The organism is Streptomyces sp. CA2R106, from assembly GCF_037034245.1.
Taxonomy (GTDB): domain Bacteria; phylum Actinomycetota; class Actinomycetes; order Streptomycetales; family Streptomycetaceae; genus Actinacidiphila.
In genome coordinates this window covers 1-15,953 of the sequence record NZ_JBAGKC010000002.1, presented here as the reverse complement: position 1 = coordinate 15,953, position 15,953 = coordinate 1, and the positions used below count along the sequence as shown (strand labels likewise).

Here is a 15,953-nt window from a genome sequence, read left to right as displayed (position 1 = left end):
CGGTGGTCTGCCTGCGGTGCTGGTGATCTGACGGTGGTCCGCCGGTTCTCATGAGGTCAGGCCGCTGATCGCGTCGCCGACGTACTTGGCGCCGAGTACGGCCAGGAGCGTCGTCATGATCGCCGCGTTGTGCAGGGCCATCCAGCCGCGCCACTCGCCCAAAACCGTCTGCGACCTGCTCCCGCCGAGCAGGTAGACGCCCAGCGGCAGCACCGTGCACAGCGAGGCGACGAGGACCATCAGCACTGCGGCGACGGTCTTCCCGCCGGCGCCTGCGCCCGAAGCGGCGATCGAGACCGCACCGCCGATCGCGAGCACCAGGTTCTTGGGGTTGGCGACCGCCAACGCGGCCGCGAGGCCCGCGGACCTGGCGGGCGTGAAACGGTCGACGGCCTTCATCCAGCCCGGGGTCGCCGCCTCCCGCCCTTCGCGCGGCCGCGCCCGCCACTGCTTGGCGCCGAGCAGCAGGAACACCAGCCCGAGCGCCAGCTTCACCCAGTACGTCCAGCGCCCGGGCCCGCCCGTGCCGTGCGCGGCGTCGCCCCCGGAGCCGGCCACCACCACGACCGCGACCAGCACGGCCAGCGCCACGATCCACCCGGCGGCGAACGCCACACCGTTGCTGCGCCCCTTCGGCGTCGCCAGCATCAGGATCACCGCGATCAGCGGCAGCGGGCTGATGGCGATACCGACCGCCGAGGCCAGCATCTGGCCGACCGCGTCACCCACGGCCGCCCCGCAGGCTCGTGCGGGCGGCGAGCGGAAGCGGTGCGCGGTGGGGAGGCGGTGCGCGGTGGGGAAGCGGTGCGCGGCGCGGCGGCCGGCTTCGGGTGGGGCCGGCCCCGACGTCCCTCGCCATCCGGTGCTCCTCTGCTCGGCTGCCCTCCACGCTCGGCACGGAGGGCCCCCGCGACCACCCCGGGGCCGCCGTACGGGTGACGGAAACCGGACGGGCAAGGTGCCCGGGCGCCCGCCTGCCGTCCTTCGCCCGATCGGGGTGGAGGGCGCCGTAAGAGGGTCAGCGCAGGCCGGCGAAGAGGTCGTTCTCGGGTACGGCCGCGCCCGTGGTGTCCCGGACCCGGACGAAGGTCTCCATGCCCATCAACTCGCCGAACCGCTCCTTGCCCATCTTGAGGAAGAAGATGTTCTCGCCCTGACTGGCGTGCGCGGCCAGCGCGTCGAACTTCTGGCCGCTGAACGCGGTGGTGTCCACCCACGTGGTGATCTCGTCGTCCGGCAGGCCGATCTCGGCCATCGCGGCGGCCTCGGCAGGGTCCGGTTCGGGCATGCCCTCGCCGAACTCGCGCATGATCTCGCCGAACCGCCGCAGCCCCGAGCGGGGCATCGTGGTCCAGTAGACCTTCGGTGCCGGCTCGGTCATCTCCAGCGCCGCCATGGTGATGCGGTGCGCCTGGATGTGGTCGGGGTGGCCGTAGAACCCGTTCTCGTCGTAGGTGACGACCACGTCGGGCCGGTAGTGCCGCATGAGTTCCGCGAGCCGGGTGGCGCCTTCCTCGACGGGGGTCTGCCAGAAGGCCCCCGGGGCGTCGTTGCTCGCCCAGCCCATCATCCCGGAGTCGGCGTAGTCCAGCGTCTCCAGGTGGCTGATCTTCAACACGTCGCAGCTCATCGCGAGTTCCTGCCGGCGCATCAGGGCGACCGCGGCCGGATCGTGCCCGGGATCGCCGGGCTTGACGCCCTCCGGCCCGTCGCCGCACCGGCCGTCGGTACAGGTCACGAGAACCGTGCGGATGCCCTCCGCGGCGTACCGGGCGAGGACCCCGCCGGTGCCGGTGGCCTCGTCGTCGGGGTGGGCGTGCACTGCCATGAGCGTCAAGGGGCGGTCAGTCATGGGGCGGTCCTCCTGCGGGGATTACGTCGTGAACCGAAGAGTGTGGCGTCCGTACCAGCATGCCGGGGCGCGAGCCACGGTGGGACGGGCGCCCCTGCCCCTCGGTGCAGGACTCTCCTCGGTGCAGGACACCTCGCGGTGCAGAACGCCTCGCGATGCCGGACTCTCAGCACAAGGGGCTGCGGGGCAACAGCCGGTCCGAGATGATCTTCTGCTGGATCTGGCTGGTTCCTTCGAAGACGGTGGTCAGGCGGGCGTCACGCCAGTAGCGCTCGACACGGCGTTCGGTGGTGTAGCCGTTGCCGCCGTGCAGCTGCATGGCCTGGCCGGTGACCTCGACAGCCATCTCGGTGGCGAGGAGCTTGGCCATCGCCGCCTCCCGCTCGCAGGGACGGCCGAGGTCGATCAGGTGGGCGACCTGCTGGTAGAAGGCGCGCGCCTGGTCCACCCGGGCGGCCATCTCGGCGGCCATGAATCGCAGGGCCTGGAAGTCACCGATGGGGCGGTCGAACTGGTGGCGCTCCTGCAGATACAGCAGGCACTCCTCGACCGCTGCCCGGGCGAGGCCGACCGCCCGTGCGGCGGTGTGCACGCGCGCCGCGTTGAGGCCCTGTTCGATGGCGCGGAAGGTGTTGGCGTCCTTGCCCTTGCCCTTGACCTTGCTCTCGTCCTCGTCCTTGCCGCCGGCGCGGGCACGGCCCAGATCGGCCACCAGGTTGGCGACCGGTACGCGCAGCCCGTCGAACTCGAGGTTCCACGTGAGGAAGCCGTGGTAGCCGATCTTGTCGATGGGGGTCCCGGTCAGCCCCTCGGGAAAAGCACCGGGCTCCTTCTCGACGACGAGGGTGCCCATGCCGGCCGACCGCCGCTCGCCGGGCTCGGGGTCCCGGACCCGGCACAGGAGCTGGATGAAGTCCGCGGCTTTGGCGTTGCCGCACCAACGCTTGGTCCCGGTGACGACGAAGTGGTCTCCGTCGCGTACCGCGCGCGTGCTGACACCCGCGAGGTCGGAGCCGGCGCCGGGCTCGGACAGGGCGGCGGCGCCGATCCACTCGCCGCGCGCGCTCTTCTCCAGCAGGCGGCGGCGCCTGGCCCCGTCGTCGAAGCCGGTGCCCATGCCCTGCGCCCGGGCGATGATGCTGGCGACGCTCATCCATCCGCGGGCCAGCTCCTCGGCGATCAGGCAGTACTCGAACACCCCGAGCCCCATGCCTCCGTACTCGGTGGGGATGAGGATGCCGAAGTAGCCCTGCTTGCCCAGCTTCTCGATGAGCGAGCGCGGCATCTCGCCCTTGTGCCTGTCGAGTTCGTCGGCGACCGGGCGCACCTCCTCGTCCGAGAAGCGGCGAGCCTCGGTCTGGAGGGCCACCCGCGCACCGGTGTCGTACGGGGGAGCCAGGACCGGGACCGGCGGAGCGATGACGGTGGGAGAACTCATGGGCCACTCCTTCGTATCCCGCATGACGGCATGCCATGCCGTTTCTACCCTTCGGGACTATGCGCCCGGCCCAGGTCCCGCGTCAACCTGCGCTAGCTGGTGAGGTTCGCGCTGATATCGGCCGCCGTCCTGACCACCAGGTCCCCCCAGTGCGGCACCTTGCGGTGGTCGAAGCGGATGTCAGGCATCGAGATCGCGATGCCTGCGACGGGCCTGCGGCCGGGGCCGAGCACCGGCGCGCCGATGGCGCACACGTTGGCGCGGTTCTCGCCGATGTTGACGGCGTAGCCGAGCTCGCGGGTTTCGCGGATGTTCTCCCGGAGCCGGGCGGGGTCGGTGATGGTGTTCTCGGTGACCCGCTCCAGTCCGTGGGCGATGACGCGCTCCACGTCCGCGTCGCCCATGGCGGCCAGCATGCTGCGGCCGATCGCCGTGACGTGCAGCGGCCCCGAACTGCCCAGGCGGTTGTACGTACGCACGGGCTGGTCGCAGTCCACCCGGTCGATCAGCACGATCCGCTCCAGGCCGTCGAGCACCGAGAGGTGGATGGTCTCCTGGGTGGCGTCGCGCAGCGCGGCCATGGGCTCGGCCGCCGCCTCCCGAACGCCGACCTCGCCCACCGCCCGCCTGCCGACGATCAGCGCCTTGGCCGTCAGGTTCCACCGCGTCTGCTCCTCCTCGGTGGGGCGCAGCCATCCCGCCTCGGCCAGCGTCACCAGGACGCGCTGCACGGTGGAGGTGGGCAGGTCGACCAGGCGCGAGAGCGCGCCCACGCCGATGGGCTGGTGCTCGGAGACGGCCTCCAGCACCCGGAGGCTGCGAAGCACGCTCTGCATGGCGGTTCTCCTTCTTCGACGGTCGTTGCCGACGCATCGCTCATTGGCAGCGCTCATTGACGTCGCTCATTGACGCCGGGGGCGACCGGAGCCATGCTGGGAATCCAATTTCGGGATGGCATGCCACATCGTGGCATGAATTCCCCTTCGCTTCAACGAGGAGGTGAAGGCGTTGCTCCGGACCCCACCCGCGCACTCGTCGACCGCGGTGCTGGCCACCGCATCGAGTCGACTGCGCTTCGAGGACCTTCCGCCGCAGGTGGTCACCCTCGCGCGGCAGTGCCTGCTCGACGTGCTGGGCACCATGCTCGCCGGAGCCCGCGAGCCGGCGGCGCGCATCCTGGCGGACTTCACAGGCGCGGAGGTCGCGGGCGGCCCCTGCACCCTGGTGGGGATGCCCGGCACCGCCGCCGCGTCGTCCGCCGCACTGGTCAACGGCACGGCCGGCCACGCACTCGATTTCGACGACGTGATCGGCACCGTGGGCCATCCCTCGGTCGCCGTGGCTCCGGCCGCGCTCGCTGTGGCCGAGCGGACCGGCGCTTCCGGGCGCGCGCTGCTGACGGCGTTCGTGGCCGGGGTGGAGACCCAGGCGCGGATCGCCGCGGCGGTCGGCCCGGCGCACTACGCCCGCGGCTTCCACTCCACCGCCACCTTCGGCTCCTTCGGTGCGGCCGCCGCGGTCGCCCACCTGCTGGGTCTCGACACTCCGCGCACCACCACGGCGCTGGCGATCGCCGGGACCCAGGCCGCCGGGCTGAAAGCGGTCTTCGGCACCATGAGCAAGCCCTTGCACGCGGGCCGCGCGGCGGCGAACGGAGTCGTCGCCGGCGAGTTGGCCGTGCGGGGCTTCACCAGCGCCGACGACATCCTCGGGCACGCGCAGGGCTTCGCCGCGGCCGAGTCCGACGCCTTCCACGCCCGGGCGCTGTCGCCGAGGTTCGGCGATCCCTGGCACCTGGAGGAGGTGCGGTTCAAGACCCACGCCTCCTGCTTCCTCACCCACGCCTCCGTCAACGCCCTGATCGCACTGCGCGCCCAGGACGGATTCGACCCGGGCGAGGTGGAGCACATCGGGATCGCGGTGCCGCCGGGACATCTGGACGTGTGCGGCATCCCCGAACCGCGCACCGGACTGGAGGCCAAGTTCAGCCTGACCGGCACGGCCGCGCTCGCACTGGTCCACCGGCGCGCCACACCGGACCTGTTCACCGACGCCGCGACGGCCGATCCGGCCGTCCTGGCGCTGCGCGAGCGGACAGCCGTCGTCCCCGATCCGTCGCTGTCCGGCCCCGTCGCCGAGGTGCGCGTCGCGCTGCGCGACGGACGCGAGCTGCGATCCGCGTGGGACATGCGAGCGCCGGCCTGGACCGAGGACCCCGCAGAGCAGGACGACGCCTTGGCGGCGAAGTTCACCGGACTGGCCGAACCGGTACTCGGCCCCGAGCGCGCCGCCTTGGTGGCGCGGGCCGTCGCCGGACTGGCCGGATTGGACGACGTGCGTGTGCTGTGCCGACAGCTGCGCGCCTGACCGGAGGGAACCCCATGTCGCAAGAACTCGCGGCGATCAGGAAACGCGCCCGACTCCTGGCCAAGGGCCGGTACTTCGAGGACTTCGAAGTGGACCAGGTCTTCGAGCACCACTGGGGGCGCACCCTGACCGAGGCCGACTCCGTCCTGTTCACCACCTTGACGCTGAGCTACAACCCGATCCACTTCAACGCGGAGACCGCCCAGGAGCAGGGGCACGAACGGCTGGTGGTCCACCCGAACCTGCTCTTCCTCACGGTGTTCGGGCTCAGCGTGGAGGACCTCAGCGAGAACGGCGGCCCCTTCCTCGGCGTCGAGGAACTCACCTTCCACCGGCCGGTCCTGGTGGGTGAGACGGTCCGCGCGCGCAGCCGGGCCCGCACCGCGCGGCGCTCCGACAGCCACCCGGGCATGGGCATCGTCGGCTGGCACACCGAGGGCCTGGTCGGCGGCGAAGTCGTGGTGGATTTCGTCCGCACCAACTTCGTGCGCACCGCCGGCGCGCCCGGCGTTCTGTGAGCTGAGGAGACACCCACGACTGAAAGGTAGGACCGACATGTACTTCGAGGACTTCACCGTCGGCGACGTCTACGAGCACGCCCGCGGCAAGACCGTCACCGAGATGGACGGCGTCCTGATCACCAACATGGTCATGAACACCGCCCAGGCCCACTTCAACGCCCACTCCCGCAAGGGCAGCGCCTTCCCGCACGTCCTGGTCTTCGGCGGGGTGACCATATCCATGGTCATCGGCCTGGCCACCCAGGACACCGGGGAGCACGCGCTCGCCGAACTCGGCCTGGACCGGATCAGGCTGCGCGCCCCCGTCACCCACGGGCACACCCTCTACGCCTACACCGAGGTCCTGGACAAGCAGGACGCCGACCGGCCCGACGCCGGTGTGGTCCGCTTCAAGCACTGGGGCGTCAACCAGGACGACGTGCTGGTCTTCGAAGGGGAGCGCACCACGCTCATCCAGCGGGCCGGAGCCCCGCGATGAACGGCCCACTCGACGGAATCGTGGTGGTCGACCTGACCCGCGCGCTGTCCGGTCCCTACGCGACCATGCTCCTCGCCGACCTCGGCGCCGACGTCATCAAGGTCGAGTCCCCGGCCGGCGACTCCTCCCGAGGCACCGGCCCCTTCCCCAGCGACGACGAGGCCCACCACTACGGCGGCTACTTCCAGAGCGTCAACCGCAACAAGCGCAGTGTCGTCGTCGATCTCCGCTCTGCTGAGGGCACCGCGGCGGTGCGGCGGCTGGCAGCAGGTGCCGACGTGCTGGTGGAGAACTTCCGGGCCGGGGTCATGGACCGGATGAGCCTGTCGTACGAGTCCCTGCGGTGCGACAACCCCCGCCTGGTCTACGGCGCGTTGCGCGGGTTCGGCGATCCGCGGACCGGAACCAGCCCCCATGTGGACCGGCCTGCCTTCGACGTCGTCGCGCAGGCCATGGGCGGCCTGATGGGCATCACCGGCCCCCCGTACCAGCCCACCAAGGTCGGCGCCGGCATCGGCGACGTCTTCCCGGCGGCGCTGCTGGCCGTAGGCGTCCTGGCCGCCCTGACCGACCGCGCCCGCACCGGGCACGGCCGCTTCGTGGACGTCGCGATGTACGACGCCGTCGTCTCCTTGTGCGAGCGGACCGTCTACCAGCACTCCTACACCGGCGCGGTCCCGACCGGCGAAGGCAACGACCATCCGCTGCTCTGCCCCTTCGGCCTCTACCGCACCGCGGACGGCTGGGTGACCGTCGCCGCCCCCCGCGACCGCCAGTGGCGGGCACTGTGCGCCACCCTCGGACGGCCCGACCTCGCCGAGGACCCGCGCTACGCCACCAACAACGCGCGGGTCGCCGTGCGCGACAAGGTCCGCGCCGCCATCGAGGAGTGGACTACGGGGCGCACCTCCGCACAGGTGGTGGCGGCCCTCGCCGCGGACGTGCCCTGCGGTCCGGTGAACACCGCGGCGGACCTGTACGCCGATCCACACCTGCGTGCCCGCGAGATGCTCGTCGAGATCGAGCACCCCGGCAGCGCACGGACGGTCACCGTGGCCGGACAGCCCATCAAGTTCGCCGGCTCCGGCGCCGCCGTCCACCGCCGCGCTCCGCTGCTGGGGGAGCACACTGCCGAGATTCTCGGCTCGGGCGGTCCGAGCCGCCCCGGTGGCCCCGGCGGCCCCGGTGGCCCCGCGGGCACGGACCGCTGATCACCCGCCGACCCGCTTTGCCGTTTCCCCGTCCCCTCCCCGTCCTTCATCGGAGGCATGCCATGCGGATGCGCCGCAGTGAACTGTCCACCCCCGGAAGCAACGAGAAGATGCTCGCCAAGGCCGCCGGCAGCGACGCCGACCTGGTCTTCTGCGACCTCGAGGACTCCGTCGCGCCCGCCGAGAAACCGGCCGCACGAGCCAAGATCGTGCACGCTCTGCTCAACCACGACTGGCGGCCGGCCACCCGGGCCGTGCGGATCAACGACCTGGAGACCCACTACGCCTACCGCGACATCCTCGACGTCGTCACCGGCGCTCGCGACGCCCTGGACATCGTCATCGTGCCCAAGGTCAAGTCGGCGCGGGACGTGTGGTGGGTGGACCGCCTGCTCACGCAGATCGAAGCCGACCTCGGCCTGACCAAGCGGATCGGCATCGAGGTCCTCATCGAGGAGGTCGAGGCGATGATCGCCGCGGAGGAGATCGCCCATGCCTCACCCCGCCTGGAGGCACTGATCTTTGGCCCCGGGGACTATTCCGCCTCCCAGGGCGTCCGGGTCACGGAGATCGGCGCCGCCGACGGCTACCCCGGCGATCTCTGGCACTACGCCCGCAACAAGATCGCCATCGCGGCCCGGTCCGCCCGGATCGCGGCCGTCGACGGCCCCTTCGCCGACTTCAGCGACCCCGATGGCTACCAGCAGCAGGCCCGCCTCGCCCACACCCTCGGCTTCTCCGGCAAGTGGGCCATCCATCCCAGCCAGATCGCCCTGGCCAACGAGGAGTTCCGCCCCACCGGCGAGGAGATCGCCCGCGCCCGCAAGCTGGTCGCCGCCTTCGACGAGGCTCAGGCACGCGGACTGGGGGCGGTCGCCGTGGACGGAACCATGGTCGACATCGCCTCCGTGCGCCTGCTGCGCAACACCCTCGACCAGGCCAAGGCCCTCGGCCTGTGACCGCCGCCGAGCGGTTCCGCCTCAGCGCACGGTGATGACCAGCTTGCCGGTGGTGCGGCCCGTCTCCCCCAGCACGTGGGCCCGTGCGCCTTCGGCGAGGGGGAAGGTGCCGGACACGTGAGCGCGGAGCTTGCCCCGGTCGGCGAGATCGGCGATGGCGCGCATACCGGCCCGGTCGTGCTCGACGGCCAGGTGGACGGCGCGGACCTGCGCCTTCTCGGCCACGGCCTGGGTGTCCTCGGCGCCCGGCAGCAGGGTGACGAGGACGCCGCCGGGGCGGATCACGCGCACGGAACGGGGGGAGTTCTCCCCGCCGAGGGCGTCGAGGACGACGTCGTAGCGCGTGTCGGTGTCGGTGAAGTCCTCGGAGCGGTGGTCGATGCAGGCGTCAGCGCCGAGCCCGCGTAGGAAGTCGTGCTTGGGGGCGCTCGCCGTGCCGGTGACGTGGGCGCCGCGCTCCTTGGCGATCTGTACGGCGAGATGGCCGACCCCGCCGGCCGCGGCGTGGATCAGCACCCGTTGCCCGGCCCGTAGCCCCGCGGTGTCGACGAGAGCCTGCCAGGCGGTGAGCGCGGCCAGCGGCAGGGCGGCCGCCTGGACGTGGTCGAGACCGGCGGGCTTGGCGGCGAAGGCGCGCGTGGGGCCCGTCACGTATTCGGCGTGGGAGCCGGCGCCGTACGGGTAGGGCAGCATGCCGAACACCTCGTCACCGGGCTTGAAGAGGGTGACGCCGTGGCCGGCCTCCACCACGGTGCCGGAGACGTCCCAGCCGAGCGTTCGCGGCGGGGGCGGCAGGAAGCCGCTCTGGGCGCGGTGCATGTAGTCCGTGGGGTTGAATCCGGCCGCGTGCACAGCGACCAGGATCTCTCCCAGGCCGGGCGCGGGCCGCGGAAGTTCGGTCAGCCGCAGCACCTCGGGTCCGCCGAGGGCGGTCTGACGCAGGGCGAGCATCACGGGAGCGCCGTCCCCGGCAGCGGAACTCCGGGGGTTGGCGGCCGCCGCCGGTTCCGGGGGATTGACGTGCTCAGAGGTGTCCGTGGAAGTCATAACCCCACCCTGACCGTGCGGCCCGGCCCGGGACGATGGCAGGAAAGTCATCTTTCGATACGATCGTGCCATGGCTGCCCCCACCGATGTCGGCCGACGCCTTTCCGACGCCCGCGGACCGTCCGACGCCGGCGGCCCGTCCACCGCGTCCACCGTGCCCTCGCCGGCCCCGGAAGGCTCCGACCGCGCGGCCGACCCGGGCTCGCGGCCTGGCCCCCACAAGGTCGTCGTCCTCGCCCTCGACGGCGTCTATCCCTTCGAACTCGGCATTCCGCACCGGGTCCTGGGGTCCGCCGAGGGCCGCTACGAGGTGCTTTCCGCGAGCGTGGACGGGCGGCCCGTACGTACCAGTTCGGACCTGACCGTCACTCCCGGACACGGCCCCGAGGCGCTGGCCGAGGCGGACACCGTGGTCATCCCTCCGTACCCGATCTCCCGGGCCTCGGCCGCCGCACCGGACCCGCGGGCCCTCGCCGCCCTGTCCCGCGTCCGCCCCGGCACCCGTCTCGTGTCCATCTGCGCCGGCGCCTTTCTCCTGGCCGCCGCCGGTTTCCTGGACGGGCGCAGGGCGACCACCCACTGGGCTCTCTCCGACTGGTTCCGGGAACTGTTCCCCCGGGTCGAACTCGACGCCGGTGTGCTCTTCGTCGACCACGGTGACGTCCTGACCTCCGCGGGGGCCGCCAGCGGGATCGACATCTGCCTGCACCTGGTGCGCCGGGACCACGGCAGCGAGGTGGCCAACCGGGTCGCCCGCCTTTGCGTCGCGCCGCCGTACCGGGACGGCGGGCAGGCGCAGTACATCGAGCGGACCCTGCCGCACGCGAGCGGAACCGGCACCGGTCCGACCCGCGACTGGGCACTTCAACGGCTGGAACTGCCCCTGTCGCTGAACGACCTGGCCGCGCACGCGGCGATGAGCACCCGCACCTTCGCCCGCCGCTTCCAGGAGGAGACCGGTCTGAGCCCCGGCCGCTGGCTGACCCAGCAGCGGCTGCGGCGGGCGCGGCACCTGCTGGAGTCCAGCGACCTGCCGGTGGAACGGGTCGCCCACGAGGTCGGCTTCGCCACCGCCACGTCGCTGCGGCGGCACCTGGCGGAGGAGGCGGGGGTCGTCCCGTCGGCGTACCGCCGCACCTTCCGCGCCTCCCGCCGCTGAGAGGGAGAGCGACGAGACCGCTCACGGCGAAGCGGCCCCGCCTCCGCCCCGCCTCCGCCCCGCCTTCGCCCCGGCCGCGGACCACCTCGCGCACCTGCGCACGCAGAAGCGGGGGCAGGCCGAGGCAACGAACAGCACCGAACGCGGTGGAGGACCGCCTACGGCAAGCCACCACAGCGCCGGAACCAACCTCGAGACAGCAACCAGCTAGCCGAGCGTCCGGAGCACCTCGTTGATGTTGGCCCGGTACAGCCGAAGCTGTCGCAGGCCGCGAGCGTAGCCGTCGTGGTGCTGCGCGATGTCCGCGGCCTGTTTCTGCGCCTGGACCGTGTGCCAGATCTCGACCGTGTGGTGGCGGCGCTTGCAGATGACGTCGGCAACCGCCGTGGCCCGCTCCCGCCGCGTGTGCGGGGTGTTGCCGTCGCTATTGCGGTGCCAGGCGGTGTCCGTGTAGGCCGCGACGGGGTCGGGATAGGGCGTGAACCCCTGCCCTGCCATACAGCGGGACCAGGTGTTCCATGCCGCGACCAGGCGCGGGTCACGCTCGACCGCCTTCTGGACCTCGACGACCCGGGTGCTCGCATAGAGCCAGTCCCCCTTGAGGTCGATGCCGCGCACCAGTCGACGTCCTGCCTCGGCTTCGCAGGCCGGAAAGTCCACGAACTCGGCGCTGGTCATCCGGCGCCCCTTCGGCCGCCGGTCCGCGTCCTTCGCGGGGTCCCATCCGTAGCCCCAGCGGCGGGCACTGTCGAGCTCGAGGACCCCGTATTCGGTGCCGACCGCGGCGGCACGGATGGGGTCGACGGGGTAGCGCGGGTCGAGCGGGAAGTCCGGGTGGCCGTGGTCCGCCATGCACTGCCGGACCAGCAGCGCGGACGCCTGCTGGGACCGCTGGTAGTCCTGCGACGTGGACGTGTAGGGGTCGGCGGGAAGCGGGCCGGGAGCCGCCGCCGCACCGACGGCCTCCCCGCTCTGCGAGCCGGCGGCGCCCAGCGCCAGCAGTACCGCCATCCCGACCGCGATGCCGCGCCGTGCCCCCAGTCTCACCACAGCGAAAATGCTAACGCTCTGTCAGCCAAGCTCTGCCCGCCGAGGAGCGGCGTGCGGTGCGGAACCGACCCAGCTTCGCGAAAGTACGCCCCAGCAAGACGCCGGATCAGCCGCGCACGGGGTTGGCCGCCGTTCAGCCGGGGGCAACGCCATTCAGCCGCGCGGGCGCCGTCTTCGTGGCTCACGAACCCTCGTAGAGGTCTGTCAGGAGTCCGGACTCTCGCGACGTACGCGCATGTAGAACCCTGATCCCGAAGGCACAATTGGGGAGCGAGCGTTTCCGGAGCCGAGGTCAAAGGCGGTAGACAGCTGAGGTCGGATGGGAAGGGTGGCAGGCAGAAGGGGGCATCCAGTTACTCGGGTCGGTGAACTGCCTTAGCTCGGGTAATTTGTGGCCGTTGAGCTTGTCGCAGCCCACGATGATCGGGCCGCCGAGTTGCTTAGTGGCCGACGAGCAGCAACTCGCGGTAGCCCGAGAAGTTCTGATGTCCCCTCGTCTGTCTTCAACGTGGCAGGACCGAGAATGTGGAGGGAGCGTTGGTTGTGCTGGCAGGGCAGCGTCAGCCGATAACGGTCTTGGCCGGTCAAAGGGTCCATCGCTGGTCCCCTGGAGCACGGTGCCGGTGGACCACCTCTCTGCTCCTGTCGCCACCGCTGCACCGACCGAAGTCTGCTTCGAAAGATCACTCGTGACCACTTTGGCTCGCCTCGCCCGTCCGAAACGATCGGCCGCTCGGTCCCGTAACTTGTTGCGGATAGGCTACTTCGGCGGTCCGCCCGCCGCCCTGTGACTACCGCACGTTCCCGTGAGACCCCGCAGGAGATCAACCCATAAAGCACCTACGACACCACCAGTTCCATCGCAGAAAATATTTTCGACTGTCGATTTAGATATCGAGAATATAGTTCTCTCAAGGTGGCGAGGTCCTACCTTGCTATGCTTGAATATACCGAAACAACGTCATGGAGATTCCGATGATCGCAGCAATTGCAACGACTTGCGCCAGTGCCGTGGTTGCCATCATGGCTTACCGAATGAACCACAAGGGAGAGATTCGCAGATCCACAAGGAAAGCACGAATCGACTGGGTGAGCAGTCAATTAAAAGACCTCTATGGTCCACTTCTGGTTCTCGCGGAAACGAACGAGAAGGCGTGGCGTGAGTACTGCGGGCGCTACATTATGCGCAGCGATTTAGGATTGGCCGATATTCCGCTTCCGGAACTGGAGGAGGAACGGTGGCGTACATGGGTGGAAAAAGTGTTTGCGCCGACAGCACAGAAGATGCGGGAGATAATCACCGCCCGAGGCGATTTGATCATCGGGGGGGAAATGCCGCCCGTAGTCCTGGAATTTTGCGCGCACGCAATGACCTACGAGGCGCTCCTGGCAAACTGGGATGGAGCAGGTCCAAGGAAGTCCACCCTGATTCGCCATCCGGGAAACAGGTTTCTGTCCTACGTCCGTGAGTCGTACGAATCGCTCAAGGCGGAACAAGAAATCCTGCTCAATGAGGCGCGTGAGACGGGTCGAACCGTGGCCGATCAGTTAGCACCTTGACCAGGATAAAAGGAGACCTCCATGAAAGTATTTCTAAGCTGGTCAGGAGAGCGCTCGAAGAAGACTGCCGAAGCCCTGCGGCACTGGCTACCGGATGTTCTTCAACATGTCAATCCCTGGCTCTCAACTCTGGATATTTCTTCAGGAAGGAGGGGTGTTCGAGAGATTACCGACGAGCTTTCCGAAACGAATTTCGGAATCGTTTGCATAAGCCCGGAAAATCAATATTCAACTTGGATTCACTATGAGGTTGGGGCTCTTGCCAAGCAGGTTGAGGACGGCTATGTCGTCCCATTCTTGATCGGCATGAAAGTTGCCGATCTTAAAAGCCCCCTGAGTCAGTTCCAGGCAATCATCGGGGATCGCAAAGACGACGTACAAAAGCTTCTGTTCGATATCAATGACGCCTCAGGCGGTCTTGCTATCTCGCGCGAACGATTGGAGCGTGCGTTCCAGAGAAGTTGGCCAGAGTTCGAGAACAACATGAGGAATGCGAGCGCCATGTCTCCGGAGGATGCTCTCTCGAACACCGTGCAGCGCTCCGAAGCTGACATGACAGAGGAAATCCTCCTCATTGCCCGACAGCTCGATCGTCGCATGGCGGAAATGGAGGGATATGTGCTATGGGCGGACGGAGCACCGAGGCGGCAGCCTCGGGAAATCCGCCGCATCAGCGAAGAGAAATTCATTGCGTCGTCATTTGCCAAGATCGGATGGGAGGCAGTCCGCTCCTCATGGGAAGGCACGAGCGTGGTGATCGTAACGCAGAGTTCAGGTGGGCCCCCGCATGCGATTTCGCACGATTTCGTCGAACGACTCGCTAAGTCCCTGGGCCGGGAAGTGGTCGTGCGAGGGGAGGCCGGAAATGTTATTGTTCGCAGCAATCTCCCTTGAGACCCACCACGTGTTTCTAATGTTCGAATTTAAACTCGATCGGCGTCGGCATCTTTTCCTTCTTCCTTAGACGTCGAAGATTCAATTCGCCGACCTTTTCCGGCTCAAGCCAGGCGTTCCATGCCTTGATATAGATTGCCACCTGGTCCCGCATACCCATCCTGCGCTTGTAGCCTCGCCTGTGTGTATCCCTCGGCACCTCTCGAAGAGCAAGCCTGGCATCGCCAGGATCCAAGCTCGCCCCCGACCTGAGACCCGAGAGCCATTCGTCGATATTTGCGGCAGGGGCCACCTCGGTGGTCAAGAAGAACCCAGCTGCCGCAGCCGTCTGGCTAGCGAACAGGTACCTGGAAAGCTCACGGCCGATGACCACCGCTTCCGCGTACCTGTCTTTGTCATCGTTGTACGCCGCTAGGATCCGGTCGTTCGATACATAAGCTCGATTGCCGCTCCATGGGGGGTCGTTCGGCATCGTTTTGAAGAGAATTACGTGACGGATGGTAGAGGAGAGCAGGGGTAGGTACTTCGCGCCGGTGGAAAAAAGTGCATCAGCCGCACTCCTACGCCTTCCGGTGTCAAGAACCGGAAAAACGTCTCTTGATAGCCCTTCGGAAATGAGCATCTTTACAGCAGCGTTGGCTTCAATAATTGCATGGAGGCGATGCTGGCCATCGAGAAGAACGCCGTCTTTGTCAAAGGCGATTCCCTGATGAGTCAACTTCCATTCGCCACGGAGAATGGTTTCCGCCAGAGCTCTCACCTGCCCCAGGTTCAGGCGCCTATTGGCCGAATCGCTGGAAAGAAAGGTTTTGGCGATCTCGGGGGTGATCTCGGCGATTCGCGAGACGAATTTTTCCTCTGGCTCTGCACTAGCGATAGTCATCTACTAACTCTAGAGGCAGCCAACGCCCGTCCCTCACTTTTGATCACAAGTGATCGATTTTGTTCAATAAAGCGCTGCCGGAACATCCCTAGATGCCCTACCGAGATACAATTTTTATTGTCGCATGGGCTCGCGGTCGGCGTCCTGCGCTTTTCCACGGCCGTCTGGCCCAACTCTTGCCCCGGCTTGGCCGGCACCGCGCGGGCGGCCTGGCCCATGCGAGTCCGTGTGGTTGGCAAATTCAGCCCGAATACGGATCACCATGACGGGGAGCGGCTGTTCGCTGATGGCGGGGCTACGGCGCCCGGCCCACGACCAGCACCTTGCTGATGCTGTTACTGAGGTTGAACTTGTGGAGTCATAGGGGCTGACGTCTGGTGGCCGGCTGCGATACCACCGGAGGATGCTGTAGCCACAAGGTGGCGGGCTTTCCGCCGAACGGCATTTCAAGCGTGAGGAGTTACGGCTCCAGGCGACAAGGCGGTTCGCCCGGGGTGAGGGCGGTACGTCCATCGCCAGGGGCTTGCAGGTCAG

15 protein-coding genes and 1 pseudogene are annotated in these 15,953 nt (G+C 68.5%); 9 read left to right on the top strand and 7 right to left on the bottom strand.

The features are described from left to right. Nucleotides 1-48: 48 nt before the first annotated feature. From WA788_RS03180 to WA788_RS03165, 4 genes are all read right to left on the bottom strand, one after another. Nucleotides 49-729, bottom strand: a complete 681-nt coding sequence (locus WA788_RS03180) for a GAP family protein (protein ID WP_335971347.1) — start codon at nt 727-729, stop codon at nt 49-51. Between the two features lie 289 nt (nt 730-1,018). Continuing rightward, a complete protein-coding gene (locus tag WA788_RS03175) occupies nt 1,019-1,852 on the bottom strand; it encodes a PIG-L family deacetylase (RefSeq protein ID WP_335971345.1) in 834 nt (277 codons plus the stop codon). 166 nt (nt 1,853-2,018) lie between these two features. Further along, nucleotides 2,019-3,290, bottom strand: a complete 1,272-nt coding sequence (locus WA788_RS03170; RefSeq protein ID WP_335971343.1) for an acyl-CoA dehydrogenase family protein — start codon at nt 3,288-3,290, stop codon at nt 2,019-2,021. Between the two features lie 92 nt (nt 3,291-3,382). Continuing rightward, nucleotides 3,383-4,126 carry an IclR family transcriptional regulator gene (locus WA788_RS03165; protein ID WP_335971341.1) on the bottom strand — a complete coding sequence of 248 codons (744 nt, stop codon included), beginning with the start codon at nt 4,124-4,126 and terminating at the stop codon, nt 3,383-3,385. A gap of 172 nt (nt 4,127-4,298) precedes the next feature. Between WA788_RS03165 and WA788_RS03160 the strand changes: the two genes are divergently transcribed. The 5 genes from WA788_RS03160 (at nt 4,299) to WA788_RS03140 (ending at nt 8,826) form a co-directional block, all read left to right on the top strand. After that, complete coding sequence (locus WA788_RS03160; RefSeq protein ID WP_335971339.1) at nt 4,299-5,657, top strand: MmgE/PrpD family protein; 1,359 nt, start codon at nt 4,299-4,301, stop codon at nt 5,655-5,657. Nucleotides 5,658-5,671: 14 nt separating this feature from the next. Further along, complete coding sequence (locus tag WA788_RS03155; RefSeq protein WP_335971337.1) at nt 5,672-6,175, top strand: MaoC family dehydratase; 504 nt, start codon at nt 5,672-5,674, stop codon at nt 6,173-6,175. 37 nt (nt 6,176-6,212) lie between these two features. Beyond that, complete coding sequence (locus tag WA788_RS03150) at nt 6,213-6,656, top strand: MaoC family dehydratase (protein ID WP_335971335.1); 444 nt, start codon at nt 6,213-6,215, stop codon at nt 6,654-6,656. Continuing rightward, nucleotides 6,653-7,867 (top strand): CaiB/BaiF CoA transferase family protein, encoded by a 1,215-nt coding sequence (locus WA788_RS03145; protein ID WP_335971333.1) that lies wholly within the window; start codon nt 6,653-6,655, stop codon nt 7,865-7,867. Before WA788_RS03150 ends, WA788_RS03145 begins: the two co-directional genes overlap by 4 nt. Nucleotides 7,868-7,935: 68 nt before the next feature. Next, nucleotides 7,936-8,826 (top strand): HpcH/HpaI aldolase/citrate lyase family protein, encoded by an 891-nt coding sequence (locus tag WA788_RS03140; RefSeq protein WP_335971331.1) that lies wholly within the window; start codon nt 7,936-7,938, stop codon nt 8,824-8,826. Nucleotides 8,827-8,847: 21 nt separating this feature from the next. Here WA788_RS03140 and WA788_RS03135 read toward each other — a convergent pair whose 3' ends face one another. Continuing rightward, the gene (locus WA788_RS03135) at nt 8,848-9,873 is read right to left on the bottom strand and encodes an NADP-dependent oxidoreductase (protein ID WP_335971329.1); all 1,026 of its coding nucleotides are present in this window, start codon (nt 9,871-9,873) and stop codon (nt 8,848-8,850) included. Between the two features lie 70 nt (nt 9,874-9,943). Here WA788_RS03135 and WA788_RS03130 point away from each other — a divergent pair, with 70 nt between their 5' ends. After that, nucleotides 9,944-11,032, top strand: coding sequence for a GlxA family transcriptional regulator (locus tag WA788_RS03130; protein ID WP_335971328.1), 1,089 nt, complete (start codon nt 9,944-9,946; stop codon nt 11,030-11,032). 207 nt (nt 11,033-11,239) lie between these two features. Here the strand turns inward: WA788_RS03130 and WA788_RS03125 are convergent, their stop codons facing one another. Then, nucleotides 11,240-12,082 (bottom strand): hypothetical protein, encoded by an 843-nt coding sequence (locus WA788_RS03125; protein ID WP_335971325.1) that lies wholly within the window; start codon nt 12,080-12,082, stop codon nt 11,240-11,242. A 975-nt stretch (nt 12,083-13,057) separates the two neighbouring features. On the opposite strand from WA788_RS03125, the gene WA788_RS03120 reads away from it, so the two are divergent. Both WA788_RS03120 and WA788_RS03115 read left to right on the top strand, forming a co-directional pair. Beyond that, nucleotides 13,058-13,642: a hypothetical protein gene (locus WA788_RS03120; RefSeq protein WP_335971323.1), complete on the top strand. Its 585-nt coding sequence runs from the start codon at nt 13,058-13,060 to the stop codon at nt 13,640-13,642. Between the two features lie 21 nt (nt 13,643-13,663). Continuing rightward, the gene (locus tag WA788_RS03115; protein WP_335971320.1) at nt 13,664-14,536 is read left to right on the top strand and encodes a toll/interleukin-1 receptor domain-containing protein; all 873 of its coding nucleotides are present in this window, start codon (nt 13,664-13,666) and stop codon (nt 14,534-14,536) included. Nucleotides 14,537-14,552: 16 nt separating this feature from the next. Here the strand turns inward: WA788_RS03115 and WA788_RS03110 are convergent, their stop codons facing one another. Then, complete coding sequence (locus WA788_RS03110) at nt 14,553-15,419, bottom strand: hypothetical protein (RefSeq protein ID WP_335971318.1); 867 nt, start codon at nt 15,417-15,419, stop codon at nt 14,553-14,555. Nucleotides 15,420-15,831: 412 nt separating this feature from the next. Between WA788_RS03110 and WA788_RS36015 the strand changes: the two are divergent. Continuing rightward, a pseudogene (locus tag WA788_RS36015) lies at nt 15,832-15,953 on the top strand (IS630 family transposase); the annotation flags it as partial.

What these genes read in the sequence shown, in the direction of transcription:
- WA788_RS03175 (WP_335971345.1), bottom strand. Translation starts at nt 1,852, where the DNA reads ATGACTGACCGCCCCTTGACGCTCATGGCAGTGCACGCCCACCCCGAC.
- WA788_RS03170 (WP_335971343.1), bottom strand. Translation starts at nt 3,290, where the DNA reads ATGAGTTCTCCCACCGTCATCGCTCCGCCGGTCCCGGTCCTGGCTCCC.
- WA788_RS03165 (WP_335971341.1), bottom strand. Translation starts at nt 4,126, where the DNA reads ATGCAGAGCGTGCTTCGCAGCCTCCGGGTGCTGGAGGCCGTCTCCGAG.
- WA788_RS03155 (WP_335971337.1), top strand. Translation starts at nt 5,672, where the DNA reads ATGTCGCAAGAACTCGCGGCGATCAGGAAACGCGCCCGACTCCTGGCC.
- WA788_RS03150 (WP_335971335.1), top strand. Translation starts at nt 6,213, where the DNA reads ATGTACTTCGAGGACTTCACCGTCGGCGACGTCTACGAGCACGCCCGC.
- WA788_RS03145 (WP_335971333.1), top strand. Translation starts at nt 6,653, where the DNA reads ATGAACGGCCCACTCGACGGAATCGTGGTGGTCGACCTGACCCGCGCG.
- WA788_RS03140 (WP_335971331.1), top strand. Translation starts at nt 7,936, where the DNA reads ATGCGCCGCAGTGAACTGTCCACCCCCGGAAGCAACGAGAAGATGCTC.
- WA788_RS03135 (WP_335971329.1), bottom strand. Translation starts at nt 9,873, where the DNA reads ATGACTTCCACGGACACCTCTGAGCACGTCAATCCCCCGGAACCGGCG.
- WA788_RS03130 (WP_335971328.1), top strand. Translation starts at nt 9,944, where the DNA reads ATGGCTGCCCCCACCGATGTCGGCCGACGCCTTTCCGACGCCCGCGGA.
- WA788_RS03120 (WP_335971323.1), top strand. Translation starts at nt 13,058, where the DNA reads ATGATCGCAGCAATTGCAACGACTTGCGCCAGTGCCGTGGTTGCCATC.
- WA788_RS03115 (WP_335971320.1), top strand. Translation starts at nt 13,664, where the DNA reads ATGAAAGTATTTCTAAGCTGGTCAGGAGAGCGCTCGAAGAAGACTGCC.
- WA788_RS03110 (WP_335971318.1), bottom strand. Translation starts at nt 15,419, where the DNA reads ATGACTATCGCTAGTGCAGAGCCAGAGGAAAAATTCGTCTCGCGAATC.